10 protein-coding genes are annotated in these 19,864 nt (G+C 75.1%); all 10 read right to left on the reverse strand.

Going from position 1 to position 19,864, the window contains the following annotated elements; genetic code table 11:
• Positions 1-28: 28 nt before the first annotated feature.
• The 10 genes from OHA86_RS05465 to eccCa all read right to left on the reverse strand — a co-directional run bounded on the left by OHA86_RS05465 (position 29) and on the right by eccCa (position 19,175).
• The gene (locus OHA86_RS05465; RefSeq protein ID WP_329172973.1) at positions 29-3,238 is read right to left on the reverse strand and encodes a WXG100 family type VII secretion target; all 3,210 of its coding nucleotides are present in this window, start codon (positions 3,236-3,238) and stop codon (positions 29-31) included.
• A gap of 152 nt (positions 3,239-3,390) precedes the next feature.
• Positions 3,391-3,948 (reverse strand): hypothetical protein, encoded by a 558-nt coding sequence (locus OHA86_RS05470; protein ID WP_329172974.1) that lies wholly within the window; start codon positions 3,946-3,948, stop codon positions 3,391-3,393.
• A 6-nt stretch (positions 3,949-3,954) separates the two neighbouring features.
• Positions 3,955-4,242, reverse strand: coding sequence for a WXG100 family type VII secretion target (locus OHA86_RS05475; RefSeq protein WP_329172976.1), 288 nt, complete (start codon positions 4,240-4,242; stop codon positions 3,955-3,957).
• Between the two features lie 118 nt (positions 4,243-4,360).
• Positions 4,361-4,696: a WXG100 family type VII secretion target gene (locus tag OHA86_RS05480; protein WP_329172977.1), complete on the reverse strand. Its 336-nt coding sequence runs from the start codon at positions 4,694-4,696 to the stop codon at positions 4,361-4,363.
• Positions 4,697-4,782: 86 nt separating this feature from the next.
• Positions 4,783-8,100 (reverse strand): right-handed parallel beta-helix repeat-containing protein, encoded by a 3,318-nt coding sequence (locus OHA86_RS05485; RefSeq protein ID WP_329172978.1) that lies wholly within the window; start codon positions 8,098-8,100, stop codon positions 4,783-4,785.
• Entirely contained in the window at positions 8,097-12,080 is a 3,984-nt protein-coding gene (locus OHA86_RS05490; protein ID WP_329172980.1) for a hypothetical protein, read from the reverse strand. The genes OHA86_RS05485 and OHA86_RS05490 overlap by 4 nt, the downstream gene beginning before the upstream one ends.
• Positions 12,073-13,413, reverse strand: a complete 1,341-nt coding sequence (gene eccB / locus OHA86_RS05495; RefSeq protein WP_329172982.1) for a type VII secretion protein EccB — start codon at positions 13,411-13,413, stop codon at positions 12,073-12,075. The genes OHA86_RS05490 and eccB overlap by 8 nt, the downstream gene beginning before the upstream one ends.
• A 28-nt stretch (positions 13,414-13,441) precedes the next feature.
• Entirely contained in the window at positions 13,442-14,842 is a 1,401-nt protein-coding gene (gene eccD, locus OHA86_RS05500) for a type VII secretion integral membrane protein EccD (RefSeq protein WP_329172984.1), read from the reverse strand.
• Positions 14,839-15,162: a hypothetical protein gene (locus tag OHA86_RS05505; RefSeq protein ID WP_329172986.1), complete on the reverse strand. Its 324-nt coding sequence runs from the start codon at positions 15,160-15,162 to the stop codon at positions 14,839-14,841. Before OHA86_RS05505 ends, eccD begins: the two co-directional genes overlap by 4 nt.
• Positions 15,159-19,175: a type VII secretion protein EccCa gene (eccCa, locus tag OHA86_RS05510; protein ID WP_329172988.1), complete on the reverse strand. Its 4,017-nt coding sequence runs from the start codon at positions 19,173-19,175 to the stop codon at positions 15,159-15,161. Before eccCa ends, OHA86_RS05505 begins: the two co-directional genes overlap by 4 nt.
• Positions 19,176-19,864: the final 689 nt, after the last annotated feature.

A 19,864-nucleotide genomic window follows, 5' to 3' on the forward strand; every position in this document is an offset into this window, starting at 1 on the left:
CGTGCCGGCTCTTCCTGGCGGCGGCCATTCAGTACACCGCGCTCGGGCCGTCTGCGGCGGGCGAGCCCCAGGTGTCGCCCTCCTGTACGAGCAGGTCGGCGATGCCGCGCGAGGCGGGTTCCTCCTCGGCCGACTCGTCGCCGGCCGCCTCCGGCTCCTCCTCTTCCCACTCGTCGTCCGCCGACGCGGCGGCGCAGGACAGCGGCTGTTCGGTCGGCGGGAGCACGCCCGGCTCACCGGTCGCCGCGGCCCGGTTGGGCCGCCAGGTGGCCAGCGGCTGCTCCTCCGACTCCGTCTCCGCGGAAGCGTCCGCCCCCCGCGAAGCGCCCGCGGGACCGGCGCCCCACGTGCCCTCGTCGGCGGTCGCGTACCCGGGCGCGGTGACCTCCGCCTCCTCCTCGGGACGCGCGGCCCACAGCAGCGGCACGAAGGACGCGCCCGCCACGCCCCATGCCGCGGTGTCCTCCTCCGACAGGTCGTCGTCGGCGGGCCGCAGCACGACCAGCGGGTCTCCGGTCTCCTCAGCGCCGCCCGACCCGTCGTACGCGGCGTACTGCTCCTCGCCATCGTGCGCCGGGATCTCCGGTACGGCCGGGGCGACCGTGCCTGCCGCGAGCGCGTCGGCGGCCAGGGCCTCGGGAGCCACCGGTTCGGCGAACTCCTCGGCGGTCGGCTCCACGAGGGTGCCGCGGTCGTCCTCGTCGCCCCGGCCGGAACCGCCCGCCGCTCCCATGCCGCCCATCGGCAGGAACGGGGCCGCTGCGGGCACGGCGGCCTCCTCGGCCACGGCGGGCGCGGCGAACCGCTCCGCGCTCCCGTCTGCTCCTACCGGTACGGGAGCGCCGCCGGCGCCCGTCTCCGTACCGCCCGCCAACCCGGACGGCGTACCCGTACCGCCCGCCAACCCGGACAATGCGCCCGTGCCCGTACCGCCCGGCAGCCCGGACAGCGTGTCCGCGCCGCCCGTGGCGGTCGGCGGCAGGCCGGACGCCTCGGCCTCCGGCAGGCCGGGTTCCGTCCACGGGTCGGCGCTGGGTGCCAGGAGTCCCGACGCGTCGGAGGAGGTGCCTTCCTCCCGGCCCGCGCCGCCCGGCGCGCCACCGCCCATGCCCGGCATCATCATGCCGGGCGCACCGCCCTGGACGACCGCCTCCGGCTCCTGCGACAGGGCGCCGGGGAGGTCGAGTCCCCCCTGCCCCGCGGGTAGGGTCCCGGCCGCCACGGGCTCACCGGACGCCGGGTCGTACTCGCCGGTCCACGGCTCGGCGTCCGGGTCGAGCAGGCCGGACGCGTCGCTGCGGTCGAAACCACCCGCCGCCGACTGGCCGCCACCACCCATCCCCGGCATGAACGGCATCCCACCACCCACACCACCCACCACACCAGAACCATCCGCACCCACCCCGGACGACCCCTCAAACGCCGACGGCTCAAACCCCGGCAAATCCAACCCACCACCCGCACCCACCGGAACCCCACCCGAAGGCAACAACCCCGCCCCCGCCACATCCCCACCACCCGTCCACGGCTCCGCATTCGGATCCAACAGACCCGACGCGTCACTACGGTCGAAACCACCCGCCGCCGACTGGCCGCCACCACCCATCCCCGGCATGAACGGCATCCCACCACCCACACCACCCACCACACCGGAGCCGTCCGAGGACAGGCCCGTGGAGCCGGGGAAGCCGGCCGGGGTGAAGCCGGGGGTCTCCGTCTCCAGGCCGAGGTCGCCGGCGGAGGGCACCGAGCCGCCGAGGCCGGTGCCGGTGCTGCCCGGGAAGGCGGACGGGACGAAGCCCTTGGAGTCGCCGAGGCCGCCGAGGCTGGAGCCGTCGCCCAGGCCCAGGCCGCCCAGGCCCGAGCCGCCGCCGATGCCGGTGTCGCCGGGGAAGTCGGCCGCGGTCGCGCCGTCCTTCCAGGTGGCGGGGTCCTCGGCGAGGTCGGACCCGGGCAGGGTGCCCGAGCCGTCCAGGCCGGTGCCGCCGCCGAAGGCCCCTGGGCTGATCGGGGGCAGGCCGCCGAGGCCCGAGCCGCCGCCGAGACCGCCGCCGCCATCGAGACCAGTGCCGCCGCCGAAGGGCGCCGGGGCGGTCGAGCGGGCGAAGGAATCGGGGCCCAGGCCGTCCAGGCCGCCGAGGCCGGAGTCGCCGCCGAGGCTGCCGTCCCCGCCGAGGCCCGTACCGCCGCCGAAAGCGCTGGGGTTGAGCATCCTGTCGAGGGCCGACGGGTCCAGCGTGCTGTTGTCCCCGCCGAGGCCGCCGTCCGGTCCCAGGCCGCCGAGGCCGCTCACGTCGCCGTCGCCGCCGAGGCCGGAGCCGGGGCCGTTGGTGTCCAGGCTGCCGGAATACGGGCTGGGCATCGCGTCCTGCGCGGGATCGAACCCGGCGGGGGAGGTCAGGGAGTCGGCGGTCAGGGGCGGCGCGAGGCCCAGGTCACCGGAGTTCGCGAGGTCCGCGACATCGGCCGGCTGGTAGTCGGTGGGCTGGTAGTCCGCGGGCGGCTCATCGGCGGGCGGCTCGTCGATCGGCGGCGGGTCGCCGGCGCCGGGACCGGTGATGGTGCCTGGCGGGCGGACCGTGTCGATGGTGACCTGGTAATGCGCGGCCAGGTTCTTCAGTACCGCCCGCATGTCCCGGTTGAGCATCTTGACCAGTTCGGGCTTCTTGCTCACCGGGATGAGGCCGTTGCTCATCGGTGTGACGCCCATCAGCGTGGCCTGGTTGGCGTACCAGGCGTCGATCTCGCCGATCTTGTTCTGCGCGTTGAGGAGGTTGACGGCGTTGTCCGCCAGCTGCTGCGGGACGGAGTTGCCCGAACCGCCGCCGCCGTCCGCGGACTTGCCGCCGGACAGCACGTCGGCGGTGGCGCCGACCTGTTTGGAGAAGGTGGTCATCATGTCGTGGAAGGCGTCGGCGGCGTCGCCCTTCCACGGGCCGTCGTCGCCGGCGAGCGCCTTGGCCTGGTCCTGAAGGGCTTGGGCGACGCCCGACAGCACCATCTGGACGTGGTAGAAGGCGTTGGCCGCGTCCTGGAGGCTCTGCGGCGACGCGATGGACGCGGCGCGGCCGAGGTTGTCGGCGTCGTCCGTGCCCGCGGACATCCCGCGGATCGCGGCCTCGATCTGCTTCCAGTCCCAGCTGTCGTAGTCGGAGATCGAGCCGGTGTCGGACGGGTTGCCGTACACGGCGCCGTCGTCGCCCTGCGAGAATCCGTTGCCGTCGTAGTCGGTGCCCATGTGGCCAAGTCCTCCGTCATTGCGCCGTCGCTGGTCCGCCGGTCCTGTCCGGCGGGGAGCCAGGTGATCCGAGCTGCCCCGCCGGCCAGGACGCTGACGCACGACCTGTCGTCACCGACCCGCCGTGCCATCCGCTCACGTGACGCGTGCGGTCACGCGCCCCCGCCGGACGGCATCCCGCCCGAGTCGGTCAGCAGAACGGAGAAGTCGCCGTTCGCCGACTGCATGGCGGTCTGGAGGTCCTGGGACGTCATCTTGTTGGCGTCCTCCACCGTGGAGTAGCGCGACGCCAGTTCCCTGACGCCGTCCCGCAGGTCGCCGAGCCCCTGCACCAGATCCGCCAGGACCTTGCCGTACTGGGCCTTCAGCCCGGCGTCGGCGTTGAGCCCGTTGACCTTCGTCCGGATCTGGTCGGCGTGGTAGAAGGCACCCGGCGCGGTGTTGACCGGGTCGAGCTTCCTGGCCGCCTGCTGCGTGGGCGCGATGAGCTTGTCGATGTTGTCGGCGAACAGCTCCATCGACGGGGTGTCCACGGTCGTCCCCTTGCCGCCGTCGGCACCGCCCGGCACCGCCGGCGGGGTGAACGCCGTGTCGTTGGTGTACGTCCCCTGCCCGGGCGGCAGCGTCGTACCGCCGCCGTACTGCTCGGCGGTGTGCTTGGGCGCCGGGGGCGCCGGGGGAAGAGTGCCGTCAAGGGTTCCGTAGGTCATGGCCGGTCAGCCCCAGAGTTGGACGCCCGCGCGCTCGCCCAGGGAGTAGAACTCGTTGATGCTCCCGAGCTGCTGCGTGGCCAGGGCGGCCTTCTGGGTCATGTCCGCGGCAGCGGCGTCCCACTGCGCCTTGACCTGCGCGTAGGTGGCCTGTGCGTCGCTGGTCCACTCGCTGAGGTTGACCTTGGCCTGGTTGTCGAGGTCGGCCAGGGCCTGGTTGATGCGCTGGGTGATGGCGTTCATCTCGCCGACGATGACGTCGACCTGCTCCATCTGGACGGTGTACGTCGCCACGGGGGCTCCTTGGGGGAAGAGGGGGAACGGAAGTGGTGCGGCGGGGGCGCGCGTACCGGGACCCGGTCGTACGGGGACCGTTCGGTGCCGCGCGGCCGTGGGGGGCTGGGCCGCCGGGTCAGAAGCCGGGGAGGCTGGTGACGCCGGAGGCGATGTTCTCGGCGACCGTGTTGGCGGTCTGCTGGGTCTCCTCGTGGGTGTTGGCGTAGACGTGCGTGTTCTCCTGGAGCTTCTCCAGCATGGTCCGCAGCGCCTGGTTCACCTTGTTGAAGTCGTCCAGCCACGCCTGCATGGCGTTGCCGTAGATCGTCGAGGCGTCACCGGTCCAGCTCCCGCGCAGGCCGTCGATCTGGCCCGCCATCTGGGCGTAGGAGTTGGAGCCCTCGTCGAGGGCGGTCTGGAAGGTGCCCTGGGCGGCGGTCATTCCCTGGAGTTCGACTGACGTCAGTGCCATGGTCGGGCTGTCCTTTCATCGGTCTTCGTCTGCTCTTCCATCCCGGTCCGCCGCGGTGCTGGTCGCTGTCGCGGCGGGCCGGAAGCTCACAGCCGGGCCAGCGGTTCGGGCCGCTGGTACGGGGGTTCCGGGGGTACGGCGGGAGCCGGGAGGCTCTCGTCGGGGGAGAGCACCGCCGACTGCTCGGGGGCCTGGTGCGGCAGGTCGGCCGGGGTGACCGTCCTGGACCGCGCGCCGGCGGCCAGGCTCTCGGCGAGCCGGTGCGCGCGGTGGGCGCCGGCCGGCTCGGGCGACCGGCCGAAGGCCTCGGCCAGCACCTGGGCCGCCTCCTCGTCCAACTGGAAGCCGTAGCCGCGCAGTCGGCGCCGCACCAATTCCACGGTCTGCTCCGGCGTGTACGGCTCCAGGCGCGCGTATTCGGCGAACCCCTGTGCCACGTCGGTGCGTTCGCGCATCAGGCCCATCAGGTGCTCGGGGGTGCCGATGAGCGCGAGCACGGTGTCGCCGGGCACCGTGACGATCCGGGCCAGCGCGTTGAGCACGGCCTCGCGGGACTGCGGGCTGCGCTGCTCGAAGGCCTCGGTCCACTCCAGGACGAGCAGGCCGCCGGCGTTCTCCTCCAGCGCCGACGCCAGCCGCAGCAGCGGCTGTTCGGCCCACCGGGCGGGCAGCGAGGAGAGCCGGATGTGCCGGGTGGCGCCGGTGGGCAGCAGCCCCAGCTCGGCCAGGCAGCGCCCGTAGAGCGCGGCGAGGGCGCGGCGCCCGCTGCCGGGCGGCCCTTCGAGTACGACGTTGGCGCGGGCCGACAGCGGTTCCGGCCGCGCGCCCGGCCGCTCCTGGGCGCCCGCCAGGGCGCGCAGCCGCGTGCGGAGCGCGGAACGGGCGGAGTCCAGGCCGGTGAGGGCGGCCAGCCGGCGCAGCCCCGGCAGGTCGGGCAGGTCGGGTTCGCCGCCGCCGGTGGCCGGGGCGCCGGGCAGCTCGGTCACGTCCTCACCGGTCAGCACGCTCAACGCGCTGTCGTCCTGGTGGGGTTGGGCGGACAGCCGGGTGGCCTGGCGGCCGATCATCTCCTCGAAGATCTTCCGGGCCACCCGGCCGTTGCCGAAGGTGTCGCCCTTGGGCACATCCACGAAGTAACGATTCAGCGCCGCCAGCGCGCCGTCGTCCAGCTCGTAGTAGTGCTTGCCGCACAGTCCGCGCACGATGGTGACGAGCTCGTCCGGCTCGTAGTTGGGGAATTCGATGGTCCGCGCGAAGCGGGAGGCCATACCGGGGTTGGACGCCAGGAACTGGTCCATCTGGGCCGAGTAGCCGGCGACGATGACCACGATCTCGTCGCGGTGGTCCTCCATCAGCTTCATCAGCGTCTCGACGGCTTCCTGCCCGAAGTCCGGTCCCGAGCCGCGGGACTGGTTGGTCAGGGTGTACGCCTCGTCGATGAAGAGGACGCCGCCGAGGGCCTTGGTGAAGACCTCGGTGGTCTTGATGGCGGTGCCGCCGATGATCTGCGCGACCAGGTCGGCCCTGGCCACCTCCACGATGTGGCCCTCGCGCAGGATGCCCAGTTCGGCCAGCACCGCGCCGTAGAGGCGGGCCACCGTCGTCTTGCCGGTGCCGGGCGGGCCTGCGAAGACCAGGTGGCGGCTCATCGGCGGCATGGGCAGGCCCATCTCCATCCGCCGCTTGGTCATCTTGTTGAGGTCGATCAGGCCGGTGACCTCGGCCTTGACGCTCTCCAGGCCCACCAGCGACTGGAGTTCGGCCAGCGGGCCGACGCCGGTGCCCCCGGCCGCCGCCGCGGCGGGACCGGGTCCCGTACCGCCGCGGCCGCCGGCCGACGTGGCCGCCAGCGCCTCGCCGCCCGCGCCCGGGCCGCTGCCGCCGGGCCGCCCGGCGGTGGGACGGCGGTCGGCCGCACCGCCGTTGTCGCGCACCTCGCAGTCGTGGACGCCGACCGGTTCGCCGGTCTCGGACCGTACGCCTTCACCCGCGTTGTCGAAGACGGTGCAGTTGGTCAGCTCCGCGCGGGAGGCGGCGGCGATGTGCACGCCGTGGCCGCGGGCGCCGTGCACCCGGCAGCCGACCGCGGTGAGCGTACCGCCGGCGACCCGCACGCCGTCGCTCCCGGAGCCGGTGAACTCGCAGTCCCGGGCGGTCAGTTCGCTGTCCGCGCCGACGACGACCGCGCCGCCCTCGACGGTGGAGGCGTCCAGTTCGGCGCGGGCGGAGTCCGCCAGGGTGAGACCGGAGCCGCCGCCGGTACGCAGCCGCACCTCGGACAGCCGGGCCGTGACCCGCTCCCCCAGCTCGATGCCGACAGCCCCGGTGACGGCGACCTCGGCCCCGTCGACGTCCAACCGCGCGCCGCCGGAGGCCGCCACGGCGTTGCCGCCGTCGGAGACCGACAGCCGGGCGAGCCGGGCCGCACCGCCGCCCAGCCGTACCGCGGCCGTCGCGGCGTTCCGCACGGTCAGGTCGGCCGCGGCGACCTCGGCGCCGTCCTCGGTCAGTACGCCCACCGGGGTGTCCGCGATCCGGCAGCGCTCCAGGGCCGGCCGGGCGCCCGCCGCCGCGTGCAGCCCGACCTGCGCCGCCCCGCTGATCACGCAGTCGCGCAGGACCGGCGCGCACTCCTTGACGTACACCGACTCGCCGCGGGAGCCAGTGAACACGCACTCCGCAAGGGTGACGGCGGCGGTGCTGGCGAGGTACGCGTCCAGGCCCGCGCTGCCCGAGACCTCCACCCGGCTCAACTCGGCCCGGCCGTCCTGCTCGACGGCCAGCGCGGGCTTGCCGCTGCCGGTGATCCGGGTGGCCTCGACGACCACCGCGCCGCGGCCGTTGACGCACAGGCCGTTGCCCGCGGCGCGGTCCAGGACGGACGACCGCAGGGTCAGCCGGCCCTGTTCCGCGACGACCACGGCCGAGGAGCCGGCCTCGCGGACGGTCGTACGCTCCACGACGTTGCCGCCGCCGGAGGTCACCACGACGCCCGCGCCCCGGGGGTTGGTGACCTGGCAGTCGCGCAGCGCCACCGTGCCGGTGTTCCACGCCAGCACCGCCGTCCACGCCTCGCCCGCCACCCGGCAGCCGTCCAGCGCGGCCTGGCCGCGGCGCACGTCGAGCACCGGCGCCTCCGGGTCTGCGCCGCTGAGCAGCAGCCCGGACATCTGCACGGCCTCCGCGTCCACCACGACGGTGCTGCCCGCGGGGGCGTGCACGTGCGCCGTGCCGCCGTCGCCCTCGGCGGCCAGGGTGACCGTGCGCACCAGGTGCAGGGCCTCCTCGTAGCGGCCCGGCCCCACGGTGATCAGCGCGCCCTCGGCGGCGTCGGCGAGCGCCTCGGTCAGCGAGCGGTACGCGCCGGGCCGGTCGAGGGAGACCACAAGCACTTGCCGGTTCACAGCGTCGCTCCCTCGTGGGCCGCACCCTGGGCGGGTGCGTTCGTACGGGTACCGGCGAGCGGCCGGGGCGCGGCGGCCAGCAGGCCGGGCGGGGTCTGCGGCCTGCTGGTCCTGCCCGCCTCCGCTGCGGCCGGACGGGGTACCGCGAGCAGTGCGGCGACGGCCCGCTCCAGGCTCTCCAGGGCGAGGTCGTCCAGCGCGGCACGCCCGGGCCTCACCCGTCCGTCCGCGGTGATCTCGGTCGCCGCCATCTCCCGGATCAGGACCGGGTCGCCCGGGGCGCCGGACGGGCGCAGCACCTTGAACGTCGTGCCGGGCAGGAACATCACCCGGTCCGGGGCCGCCGCGTCGAGCAGCCCGGTGCGCCGCGCGGTCATCGACCAGATCACGAACCGCGGCTCCGGCGGGGGGTCGGCGGACGGCAGCACGGACGCGGGGCAGAACGACCACTCCGTCAGCAGCCGCCCGTCCCGGTACCAGGCCCGTTCCGCGTCGGTCAGCTCCGCGCCCAGCACGGCGGGGCCGCGGTAGGACGGCAGCCGCCGCAGTCCCGAGGCCACGCAGCGCGCCAGCGGCACATGCGGTCCCACCCGCGCGGCCCGTACGGACTCGTCCACGCCCGCGCTGTTCCCGGTCAGGTACAGGCGTACGGCGACCAGGTCGATCAGCGCGTCCGACGCCTTCTCCCGGCTCGCGCCGCGCAGCCCCGGCACCTCCGACATCACCCGCGACACCGTTCCCGCGGCCACGTCGTACTGCGCCCGGAACGTCTTGCGCACCCAGTCCCGCTCCCGCTCGATCCCCCGCTCCGGCGGCACGGCGCAGGCAGCGCCCTTCGGCACGGGCTGCACGCGCACGCCGGCCTCCTGCGCCGGCGCCTGCGCTTGCGCGGCTGGCCCGCCCGGGGCCGAGAGCCCGGCGGCGGCCGGGGGTTCGGCCTGGGCCTGCGGTCCGGCGGGCGCCGGGGGCGGGTTGTACGACCCCGCGGACTCCAGCCGCAACCCGACCGGCCGCGGCGCGGCAGCCGGCGGTACGGACGCGGGCGGCGCTGCGGCGGCCGGGGGCGCGGGCAGCGGCACGGGCGCGGGCGGCACTGCGGCAGCCGGGGGCGCGGGCAGCGGCACGGACGCAGGCGGTACGGACGCAGGCGGAGTTGCAGCGGCGGGCGGTGCCGGCACAGGCGGCATTGCGGCGGCCGGAGTCACGCGTCGCGGTACGGACGCAGGCGGGGTCGCAGCGGCCGGGGTCGCGGACAACAGGGCGGACGCAGGCGGTACAGGCGCAGGCGGCGTGACGGCAGCCGGGGGCGCGGGCGACGGTACGGACGCGGATGGTACGGTCGCGCGCGGCGTCGCGGCAATCGGGACCACGGACAGCGGCACGGACGCAGGCGCAGGCGCGGCGCTCGGCGCGGGCGGCAGGGGCGCGGACGCAGGCGTTACGGGGGCCGGGGCCACGGACAGCCGCACGGACGCAGGCGCGGGCGACGCGCTCGGCTCGGGCGGCAGGGGGGCCGGAGGCTGTGTCGTCGGCGGCTCGGGGGAAGAGACCGGGCCGGCTGCGGTCGGCAACGTGGCAGTCGGCCCGGTCGGCGCGACGGACGACGGGGCGCTGTTCGACGGCGGGAAGATCGCCGTCGGGTGGGCGAGCGGGAGCGGACGCAACGCCGGGCGGCCGACCGGGGCCGGGCCGGAATCCGTGGATGGTGCGCCGGGAGCGGCCTCGGCTGCCGTCGGCTCCGCGTCGCCGTCCGCACCCGGGGCCGCGCCCGCACGTGCAGTCGGTCCAGCCGCGACGGGTTCCTCCGGAGCCGCGTCCGTACCGGCCGCACGCGGCGACCCCGCGAACGTGAGGTCGCCCACCGCGCGGACCGCAGATCGCAGCCAACCCGAACCGGCACCAGCCGCGCCGGACGCCGGGGCATCCGGCGCCGCAGAACCGGCGTCCTCCGTGCCCTCGGACGCGGCCCCCGCGTCATCCGCCGACCGAGGTGACACCGAGGCGTCCGAACCGCCGGACGGCGTACCGCTGTTGCGCGACAGCCCCGCTCCCTCCGGACCGGTGGCGGCGGGGGGCGCGGGCCGGTGGGGCGGGGACGAGGGCGAAGACCAGGCGGCACCGGCCGCGGGACCCGCCGCCACAAACGGCCCGCCGACAGCCGCGGAGCCCTCCGCATCCGGAGAACCCGGAGCCCCCGAAACAGCCCCCGACACAGCAACCGCCGAGCCCTCCACCGGCCCGGATTCCGCAACGCCCACCGCACCCGCCGCAGGACCCGCCGCCACAAACGGCCCGCCGACAGCCGCGGGGGCCTGGGGCATGACGGATTCGGTGGGGGACGAAGGGGCCCAGCCGTCGGGCAGGGCCGGTGCGGGTCCCGCGGTCAGTCCGCTCAGCGGGCGCAGGCTCGGCGGCGGCTCGGCGGCGGCGCGGGGGGCGGGAGCGGACAGGTCGTCGGCGGCGGACGCCCATACCTCTGCCTGGAAGGGGGTGGCCGCGGCGGCGGGCGCGGGCCGCGCCGGGGCGGCCGGGGCCGCGCTCTCCGGCGCCGGAACGTCCTCGGCGGCGGGGGCGGGGGCGGGCGCCCAGGGCGCGGTGCCCGCGGGCCGGGTCATCGGCGGGATCGCCGCCGTCACCGCTTCGTGCGGGTCGGGGACGGCGACCGGCTCGGCGTACCAGACGCCCGTGTCGACGGCCGGATCGTCGGCGGGCCGCAGGGCGAACTCGCCGCGGGCGTCGGCACCGAGCCGCCACAGCGCGTCCTCGGCGAGCGCCTGCATGCGCGCGGCCACGTCCGGGGAGCCGCGGTGGTAGAGGAAGAGCCGTTCGCCGGGGGCGGCCGGGATGCGGCGGACGTCGTCACCGTCGGCGGGTTCGGTCTGCGGGCGCATCCACAGCCCGCTCTGGACGACCTCCAGCACGGCGTCGAAGGCGTATTCGTAGACGCCCGGGGCGACCGGCCGGAAGCCGGGCAGCGGCTCGCGCACACCGACCAGGGCGGGCGGCGGAGCGTCTTCCGTGCCGCGCGGGCTGTAGAGGAGTTCCCGCACGAAGCCCGCGCGGGAGGCGGTGCGGTCGGCCCCGTCCGGGGCGGCGCCGGACGGGAGGACGCCGGACGGGACGGCCGTGACGCCGTCGCCCTCGGCGCGGCCGTCCTCGGACATGGACATCCCGGTGTAGAGGACGACCTGGTGCTCCAGCGCGTCGGCGAGCTGCTGGCCGAGCGCCTCGCCCTCCTGGGGCAGCGCCACGGGGCCGAAGTGCACGAAGCGTATGCGCGAGCGTGCCGACGGCATCACCGTCTCCCAGAACCGTACGACGTCCGCCAGCGGCACGGCCGGCCCGCCCGGGCAGCCCAGGACGACGGTCATGACGTCGGGATCGGCGGCGAGGCTGCCGAAGAGCCAGCGGCGGTTGTCGTCCGCCGACTCCGGCAGCGCGCCGCGCACCCACACACCGCAGGGCAGTGGCTCGACCACGGCGTAAGGGCTGGCCGCCCAGGGCCGGTCCATCATCGAGAACTGCCAGCGGGGCTTGGGGAAGCCCATGGAGTCGTGCTCGGAGGGGCGGCCGGGCCGCAGCCGGAGCCAGCCTGAGCCGTGGCCGCCGGGGATGTAGAGGCCGCCGCCCGCGGTGGGCAGCACCTCGCCGTCGGGGACCACCACGACCGTGCCCAGCGCTTCGGCGATCCGCTGCCCCGCCGCGCGGATCTCGGCGGAGGTGCCGCCGCCGAAGACCAGGCGCAGGCTGCCCTCGGTGTCGGCCAGGGCGTGGGCCAGCGCGTCGGCCGCGGTGTCGGGGGCGACGCCGGGCACGTCCACGACGACGACGGTGTGCTGCTCGTCGCGGGCCAGGGCTCTGGCGAACCGCCACGCGGCCTGGTCGGTCCTGCCCTTGGGCTGGATCAGCAGGGCGTCGCCGGCGGCGCGGCACTGGAGCGGCCGGCCGGGCGGCAGCAGCGAACGGATGCCCTTAAACACCGGCGCCCCCTCCGCCCGTCGAGCCGGGCATCGCCAGGACGGGGCCGGTCGGCAGCAGGCTGATCACGTCGTCGGACAGCAGGGACACCAGTCCCGACAGTCCGAGGGCGGCGGTGACGTCGTCGCCGGCCAGCGGATAGGCGGTGCCGTCGTCGGTGACGAGGTACGTCCTGGGGTGGGTGGCCTTGCGCAGCGCCTCCTCGCGGCTGCTGACCACGAGGCCGTGGCCGGGCGGGACGAGGACGGCGCGGCTGCCGGTGGCGGCCTCGCCCCGTTCGAGGACGACCCGCGTGTCCAGGGCGCTGCCGTCGACGCGCTGGGCCAGGCACACCGCCTGCCCGTCGGTGGAGACCGCGGGAGCGCCCGCCACGTCGGGCAGCGTGCCGGCCATGCCGGGGTCGTCGGCGAGCCGTACGGCGGCCAGCGCGGAGGAGGGCACGCTCATGGGCGCGGGGGCGTGCGGCTCGGCGGAGAGCAGCGCGTATTCGGTGGCGTTGGTACGGGCCACACCGTGCTGGGTCATCACGTAGTAGTGGCGCTCACCGGCCGCGGTGTCCGTGCTGAACAACTGGCCCACGGTGACGGGGTGTCCGGCGACCGTGCCGGCCGGCCCGCCCTGCCCGGCGGGGCGGATCGCCTTCAGCGCGACGCCGTCGGGCACCGCGGCGAGCCAGTCGGCGGGGGCGGTGGTCTGCCGGTCGGTGTCGAGGCCGAGGGCGACCAGCGTCGACTGGTCGGGGACGCGGTATTTGGCGCCCTTCCAGAGCAGGTAGCGGGTGCCGTCCGCGGCGGCGAGCAGCGCCTGGCGGTCCTCGGGCACGGCGGTCGTCCGGCCGGCGGGGCTGAAGTCGACGCTCTGGCCGTCGGCGAACTGCGGCCGCAGGCAGCGGGTCCAGGAGTTGCCGAGGATCCCGGCGGGGGTCGGGACCTCGTCGGGCGCGCCGGGGATGCCGACGGCCGGGCCGTGCGCGATGCCCTCGAGGTCCTTGCGGGAGACGTCGTGCGCGGCGGGGCTCGGGGCGAACAGCCGCACCGAGGCGTAGTTGCGGACCGGGCGCAGCACACCGTCGACGTACAGGTAGCGGTTGCCGGTCTCCTTCTCCACGATGTACGCGCCCGAGGCGCGCCAGGAGTGGTCGGCGGCCGGCGCGACCAGGCCGTAGACGCCGAAGCCCACGCACAGCAGGATGACGACGCCCACGCCGAAGAAGGTGCCGAGCGACGCGCGGCGGGTGGGGCTCTCGCCGCGGCCGGGGTCGCCGCTGACGAGTGCGGTGGCCAGCCGGCCGACGGCGAACTGGTAGGCCTGGACGTGGTCCCGTCGGGTCTGCATGTGCGGTCCTCCTCTCGGTTCCGGTCCTTCAGCTGGTCAGTTCGCGCAAGTGCGAGTAGACGTGCAGGAGTTGGAGCAGCAGCGGCAGCAGCGCGATCGCCACGAGCATCTCGGCGATGTCGCCGCTGTGGCCCCACATGGGCAGCAGGCGGCTGGAGGGCAGCCGCCAGGCGGCGGCCAGCAAGGCGACGGCGGTGAGCAGCAGGAGCGCGGCGGCGGTGCCGCGCTGGCCGGGGCCGCCCGTGGTCCACTGCTCCAGGAGCAGCAGTCCGAGGCCGCCGCCGGCCGCGATGACGGTGGGCACCCGCTGGAGGGTGCCGGTCAGGCCGCGGGAGCGCAGCAGCACCGCGGCGCCGAGCACCAGGGGCAGCGCCCAGCCGATCCAGCCGTGCTCGCGGACCATGAACCAGAAGACGACGCCGAAGGACAGGGAGAAGCCGAGGCTGAGCGAGTCCAGGTAGGAGGTGGCGGCCCGCACCCGGCGCTCCACCCGCTCCTGCGGCTCGGGGTCGACGTCCTCCTGCAACTCGGCCGCGTTGTGCGGCAGTTGGGGCACCCGCAGCCGGGAGGCGCGCAGTGCCAGCCGGGGGGCGAAGTGGCCGAGGACGAACAGCGCGACGCCGACCACCGCGACGGCCTGGCCGGGCCGCCAGTCGAAGGCGGAGCGCAGTCCGATGGCGGCCGCTGCCGCCGCCGCGACGACGATCGCGGTGCCGGGCAGCAGGAACGGCATGGCCCGCAGCGCGAGCAGCGCGGCGGCGACGACCGCCACGCAGCCGGCGGCGACCAGCAGACCCGGCACCCCGGGGTCGAAGCCGCCGTCGGGGCCTTCGCGGAAGGCGAGTCCGGCCAGTCCGGCCATCGCCATCGCCGCGATGCCGCCGGTCAGCACCGCGCCCCGGTCGGCGCCCAGCCGCCTGCCGGCGGCGCAGGCCGCGGTGAACAGCACCGCGGCGATGCCCGAGCCGTAGCCGGCGAAGCCGCCGGGGCCGCCGCTGACCAGGGCCAGCGCGAGGGCGGCGACAGCGACGGCGGCCATGGCCAGGGCCAGCGCGCGGGTCAGCTCCGGCCGCCAGCGGCCGGGCAGCGAGCCGACCACGTGGGCGACACCGTCGGCGACGTCGTCGAAGTGCAGGGTGGGCAGCGGGTCGTCGACCGGCCGGAGGTGGAGCACGTCGCCGTGGTGCAGGCCGAGCCCGGCGGGCGTGCCGTCCGGGTCGAGCGGGGCCTCGCCGAGGCGTTGCAGCGCCCAGGGGGTGCCGCGCTCGCGCACGTCGGGGACCACGTGCTCGACGAGGACGGGCAGCAGCGCCGACAGCGGCACCGTGACCGGGATCGAGAGATCGGCCCGGCCGCCGGGACCGACGACGGTCACCCGGCACACCTCGGTGCCGGTCCCGGCTCCGGGAACCACGGAGGCAGTGGTCATCGGGACGCTCCTGTGCGGTGGGGGACGCCGCTGTCCGCGGCACCGCGGACGACGACGGCGGCGTTACGGGCGGCGCTACGGACGGTCGTACGGGCAGCGGTCGCGGAACCGGCGGTCGTACGGGCGGGAGCCGTACGGGCAGCGGTCGTACGGGCAGCGGTCGCGGAACCGGCGGTCGTACGGGCGGGAGCCGTACGGGCGGAGGTCGTACGGGCAGCGGTCGCGGAACCGGCGGTCGTACGGGCGGGAGCCGTACGGGCGGAGGTCGCGGAACGGGCGACGGGCGTACCGGCGACGGACGCGGAATCGGTGCGGCTCATTCGGCGGCCACCAGACCGGTCTGCATGAGCCTGACCGAGCGGCGGGTGACGAGCTGGGCGCGGCCGGGCGGCAGGGTGCGCGGTTTCGCCTCGCCGATGAACTTGCCCTCCTCCTTCGGGTAGGAGAAGAGCAGGGCCGGGTTGCCCAGCTCCCACAGGCGGCGCAGGACCGGGTCCATCATCGCCCGCATCGCCCCCGAGGTGCTGCGGGACAGGACCAGGTGGAGTCCGATGTGCGGGGCCTGGGCCAGCAGCGGCACCAGCGGCGCCATCGGGGACGGGGAGCCCGGCGCGCCGGAGAACAGGTCGTAGTCGTCGATGAGGACGAAGAGCAGCGGGCCGCTCCACCAGTCGCGGCGGGCCAGGTTCTCCGGCGAGATGTCGGCGCCCGGCACTCGCTTGCCGACCGACACCGCGGCGCTGGCGGCGAGTTGGCCGAGCGCGTCGCTGTCCACGACGTAGCCGACCCGGTAGGCCTCGGGGACCGCGGTGAGCAGGCCGCGGCCGGGGTCGGCGACCATGATGCGGGCTTCCTCGGGGGTGTAGCGGGAGGTGATGGCGTCGACCATCAGCCGCAGCATGTTGGTCTTGCCGGTCTCGTTGTCGCCGAAGACCATCAGGTGCGGGTTGACGGAGAAGTCGTGCCAGGCGGGTTCCAGCCGCTGCTCGTCCCAGCCCAGGCAGACCCTCAGGTCGCCCTCGGCCGCCGGGAGCTGGGCGGTCGACAGCCGGCTGGGCAGCAGCCGGACGCCGGGGGCGGGGCGGCCGGTCCAGAAGGTGCCGATCTCCGCGACGGCCTCCTTGGTCGCCGCGGTGAGGTCCTCGGTGTGCGGGGAGCTGTCCAGCCGGGGCAGGGCGGCCAGGAAGTGGTGGCCGGTGGAGGTCAGGCCGCGCCCTGGCTGGTGCGGTACGGCCGCCGCCGCCCGCGCGCCGACCTCGGACTCCAGCGTGTCGCCGAGCCGGAGTTCGAACTTGGTGCCCAGCAGGTCCCGCAGCCGCGGCCGGTACTCCGACCAGCGCACCGCGGAACCGATGACGTGGATGCCGAAGGACAGTCCGCGGGCGGCCAGGTCGATGACGCGCGGCTCGATGTCCTCGTAGTCCTGCCGCAGCGTGCCCCAGCCGTCCACCACGAGGAAGACGTCGCCGTACGGGTCGTCCAGTTCGCCGGAGGCGCGCTGCGCCCGGTAGCCGGCCATGGACTCCAGGCCGCGCGCGCCGAACTCGGCCTCGCGGCGCTCCAGCAGCTGTGTCAGTTCGGCGACGGTGCGCTGCACCCGGTCCCGGTCGAGCCGGGTGGCGACCGAGCCGACGTGCGGGAGCCCGGAGGTGGACACCAGGCCGCCGCCGCCGAAGTCCAGGCAGTAGAACTGGATCTCCTGCGGGGTGTGGGTCAGCGCCAGGGACAGCATCAGGGTGCGCAGCATCGTGGACTTGCCGGTTCTCGGCGCGCCGACCAGGCCGATGTGCCCGTCGGCGCTCGACAGGTCCGCGGTCAGCAGGTCGCGGGACTGCTCGTAGGGCTTGTCCACCATGCCCAGCGGGAAGCGCAGCGAGCCCAGCCTGGGGTAGTCCGCCGCGCTCATGCCGCGGTCGGGGTCCGGCACGATGGCGGGCAGCACCTGGTCGAGGCTGACGGAGGAGTCCAGCGGCGGCAGCCACACCTGGCGGGCCGGCGGCCCTGCGTCCTCCAAGCGGGCGACCAGCACCTCCAACAGGCTCTCCTCGCTCAGCGGTTCGCCGTCGGGGCCGGTCGCGGCGACCGGCCCTGGCGCCTGCGCCGCGGTCCTGGCCGCCTCGGCGGGCGCCGCGGGCTCCTGGACGCGCTCGGAGAGCAGCTCGCCGCTGCGGTCGAGCCCGAAGACGGTGACCTCCTGGGCGGCGCGCTGCCGCTCGGCGGGTTCGCTCTCGGCGGCCGGTTCGGGGGCCGCGCCGGAGACGTAGGCGGCCTTGAAGCGGACGAGGTTGGTGGTGTCGACCTTCAGGTAGCCGTTGCCGGGGGTCGGCGGCAGCTCGTACGCGTGCGAGACGCCGATGACGCTGCGGGACTCCATCGAGGAGAAGGTGCGCAGGGCCAGCCGGTAGGACAGGTGGCCCTCGACCTTGTGGATACGGCTCTCGTCCAGGCGCTGCGAGGCGAGCAGCAGGTGCACGCCCAGGCTGCGCCCGAGCCGCCCGACGGAGACGAACAGGTCCACGAACTCCGGCTTGCTGGCAAGCAGTTCGGAGAACTCGTCGACGATGATGAGCAGCGAGGGAAGCGGGGCGAGGGTGGCTCCGGCGGCGCGGGCCTTCTCGTAGTCGAAGAGCGAGGAGTGGCCGGACTCGCGCAGGAGTTCCTGGCGGCGGATCATCTCGCCGTTGATGGAGTCCCGCATCCGGTCCACGAGGTGGATCTCGTCCGCGAGGTTGGTGATGACCGCCGAGGTGTGCGGCAGCCGGTCCATGTTGAGGAAGGTCGCGCCGCCCTTGAAGTCGACCAGGACGAGGTTGAGGACCTCGGAGGAGTGGGTGGCGGCCAGCCCCATCACCAGGGTGCGCAGCAGTTCGCTCTTGCCGGAGCCGGTGGCGCCGATGAGCAGGCCGTGCGGTCCCATGCCGCCCTGCGCGGACTCCTTGAGGTCCAGCTCGACGACCTCGCCCTCGTCGGTGACGCCGAGCGGGACCCGCAGCCGGGCCGACTGTGCCTGCCGGGGGCGCCACTTGGCGGCCACGTCGAAGGTGCGGGGGTCGCGGATGGCGAGCAACGACGTCAGGTCGAAGTCCGACTCCAGCGGGCGTTCGGTGAGGTCGACGCTGCCGCCGGTACGCAGCGGGGCCAGGCCGCGGGCCAGCGCCTCGGCGGCGACGGCGCTGAGCGCGTCGGCGGTGGCGGCGGCGGAGGCGTCGTCACCGGCCGGGAAGCTGACGGTGCCGTCGCGGACGGTGAGCCGCAGGACGTTCTCGCCGCCGCGCAGCGTGCCGGTGGCGTCCAGCAGCAGCGCGTTGCGCAGGCCGTCGCCCGCCAGCCGGGAGCTCTCGGGCAGGTGGGCGCCCTGGGCGATGACCACCAGGTAGGGCTCGGTGACGTTCGGCGAGGCGTCCGGGTCGTGGTCGGGGCGGTCGCGCACCTCGGAGCCGAGCAGCGCCATCAGCTCGTCGTGGTCGCCTGCGGCGAGCCGTACCGCGCCGGCGTCGTCCTGCTCGTCGGGGTGGGCGTTGTGCGGCAGCCACTTGACCCAGTCCCACTCGTCGCGGGCGGCCGGGTTGCCGAGCACCGCGACCCGCAGCTCGTCGGGGGCGTGCAGGACGGCGAGCTGGGCGACCATCGCCCGCATCAGGGCCAGCGCCTCCCCGCCGTCGCCGGCGAACTCCACCCGGGTGAAGCGGCGCAGCGCAACCGGGATGGGCAGATCGGGGACGGTCTGGTGGGCCTTGGTGAAGCGGCGCAGCGAGATCGCGGTGAGCGGTTCGAGGTCCTCGACGGGTTTGGTCTGCGGCGGCAGGAAGGCCAGTTCCGCGCGGCGGATGCCCATGCCGATGCGGACCCGGCCGAAGTCCTCGTGGCTGGGGCGGCGTTCCCACAGCCGCGGTCCCCCCGCGAACGCCCACAGGTCACGCGGATCGGGGTTGTCCCACAGCAGGGCGGCGCGCTGCTCGGCCGCGGCGGTCCTGGCCTGGCGCCGCTTCTGCGCCAAGTACCGCAGGTAGTCGCGGCGTTCGGCCCGCATGCGGCGGCGGCGCTCCGAACTGCTCCGGCCCACCTGGGTCAGCGTCATGCTGACCATGGCGACGCCCATCATGCCGGACATCATGTAGGTGGTCGGTCCCATGCTGCGGATGCTGAACATGAGCACCATGGCGCCGGCGCCGAGGCCCATGGGCAGATACATCAGCGCGGAGCCGAAGTCCGCGCCCGCGGGCTCACCCAGTACCGGCGGCTCGGCGAGCTCCACCTGCCCGTCGGGCATCGGCGGCCCGTCGCGGCGGGGTGAACGCTTCACCGGCTTGGTGCTCAAAGCGGTGACTCCCATGCAGTGTGCATGTCACTGGTTACGGCAGCGACTATAGGGAATCTCCCCTCTGTTGCAACAGCCCCCATTTCCTTTCCCGCTTGCCGCTCCGGGCCGCCGCAACCGGCCGCACGACCGGTAACGCGGATCGCCGGACCGCGCTGACTCCGGGGAGCAACGGGCCATGAGGGAACAGCGCCGCAAGCGGCACGAAGGGACGGACAGCCGTTTCCGGCGGAAAACTATTCCCCGGCTATTCACCTTTAATCCTCTGCGCATCCGTCTTCCCGGAATCTCCCGGCCACGAAGCGGACCCGGCCCGCCGTGCGCGGCGCCGCACGGCACGTTTCCGCAGGTGGACGGGACGGAGAGGCCGAGCACGACGCCGAGACCGCCGGTGCCCGCACGGCGCGGCCGGGGCCGGCCGGCTGCGAATGACGACGGCCGCGCCGAACACCGGCACCGATCGTTTCAGCCTGCAACCGGGCAGCCGAGAAGGCACACCGGGCAGCCTCGCGTCCGAAACGGGTAACAGCCCCCGGGCGTCGGTCGCCGCTCCCCCGCTATCGCGGCGGTGAAGAAGAACCCCCGGAATGCCATTTCCCCTTAACAGAGCCGCACCCGGGACGAAGAAGGCATTCCGCTCGATCACGACCGAAGCGGTCCGGGCGAGGGCCGGCAGGGCGTGACGCGTCACGAGGTCGGGGCCG

Source organism: Streptomyces sp. NBC_01477 (assembly GCF_036227245.1).
Classification (GTDB): Bacteria; Actinomycetota; Actinomycetes; order Streptomycetales; family Streptomycetaceae; genus Actinacidiphila.

Excerpts from the sequence above, each read along its gene's own strand:
- OHA86_RS05470 (WP_329172974.1), bottom strand. The coding sequence starts at position 3,948 with ATGACCTACGGAACCCTTGACGGCACTCTTCCCCCGGCGCCCCCGGCG.
- OHA86_RS05480 (WP_329172977.1), bottom strand. The coding sequence starts at position 4,696 with ATGGCACTGACGTCAGTCGAACTCCAGGGAATGACCGCCGCCCAGGGC.
- eccB (WP_329172982.1), bottom strand. The coding sequence starts at position 13,413 with ATGCAGACCCGACGGGACCACGTCCAGGCCTACCAGTTCGCCGTCGGC.
- eccD (WP_329172984.1), bottom strand. The coding sequence starts at position 14,842 with ATGACCACTGCCTCCGTGGTTCCCGGAGCCGGGACCGGCACCGAGGTG.
- OHA86_RS05505 (WP_329172986.1), bottom strand. The coding sequence starts at position 15,162 with ATGAGCCGCACCGATTCCGCGTCCGTCGCCGGTACGCCCGTCGCCCGT.
- eccCa (WP_329172988.1), bottom strand. The coding sequence starts at position 19,175 with ATGGGAGTCACCGCTTTGAGCACCAAGCCGGTGAAGCGTTCACCCCGC.
- OHA86_RS05465 (WP_329172973.1), bottom strand. The coding sequence starts at position 3,238 with ATGGGCACCGACTACGACGGCAACGGATTCTCGCAGGGCGACGACGGC.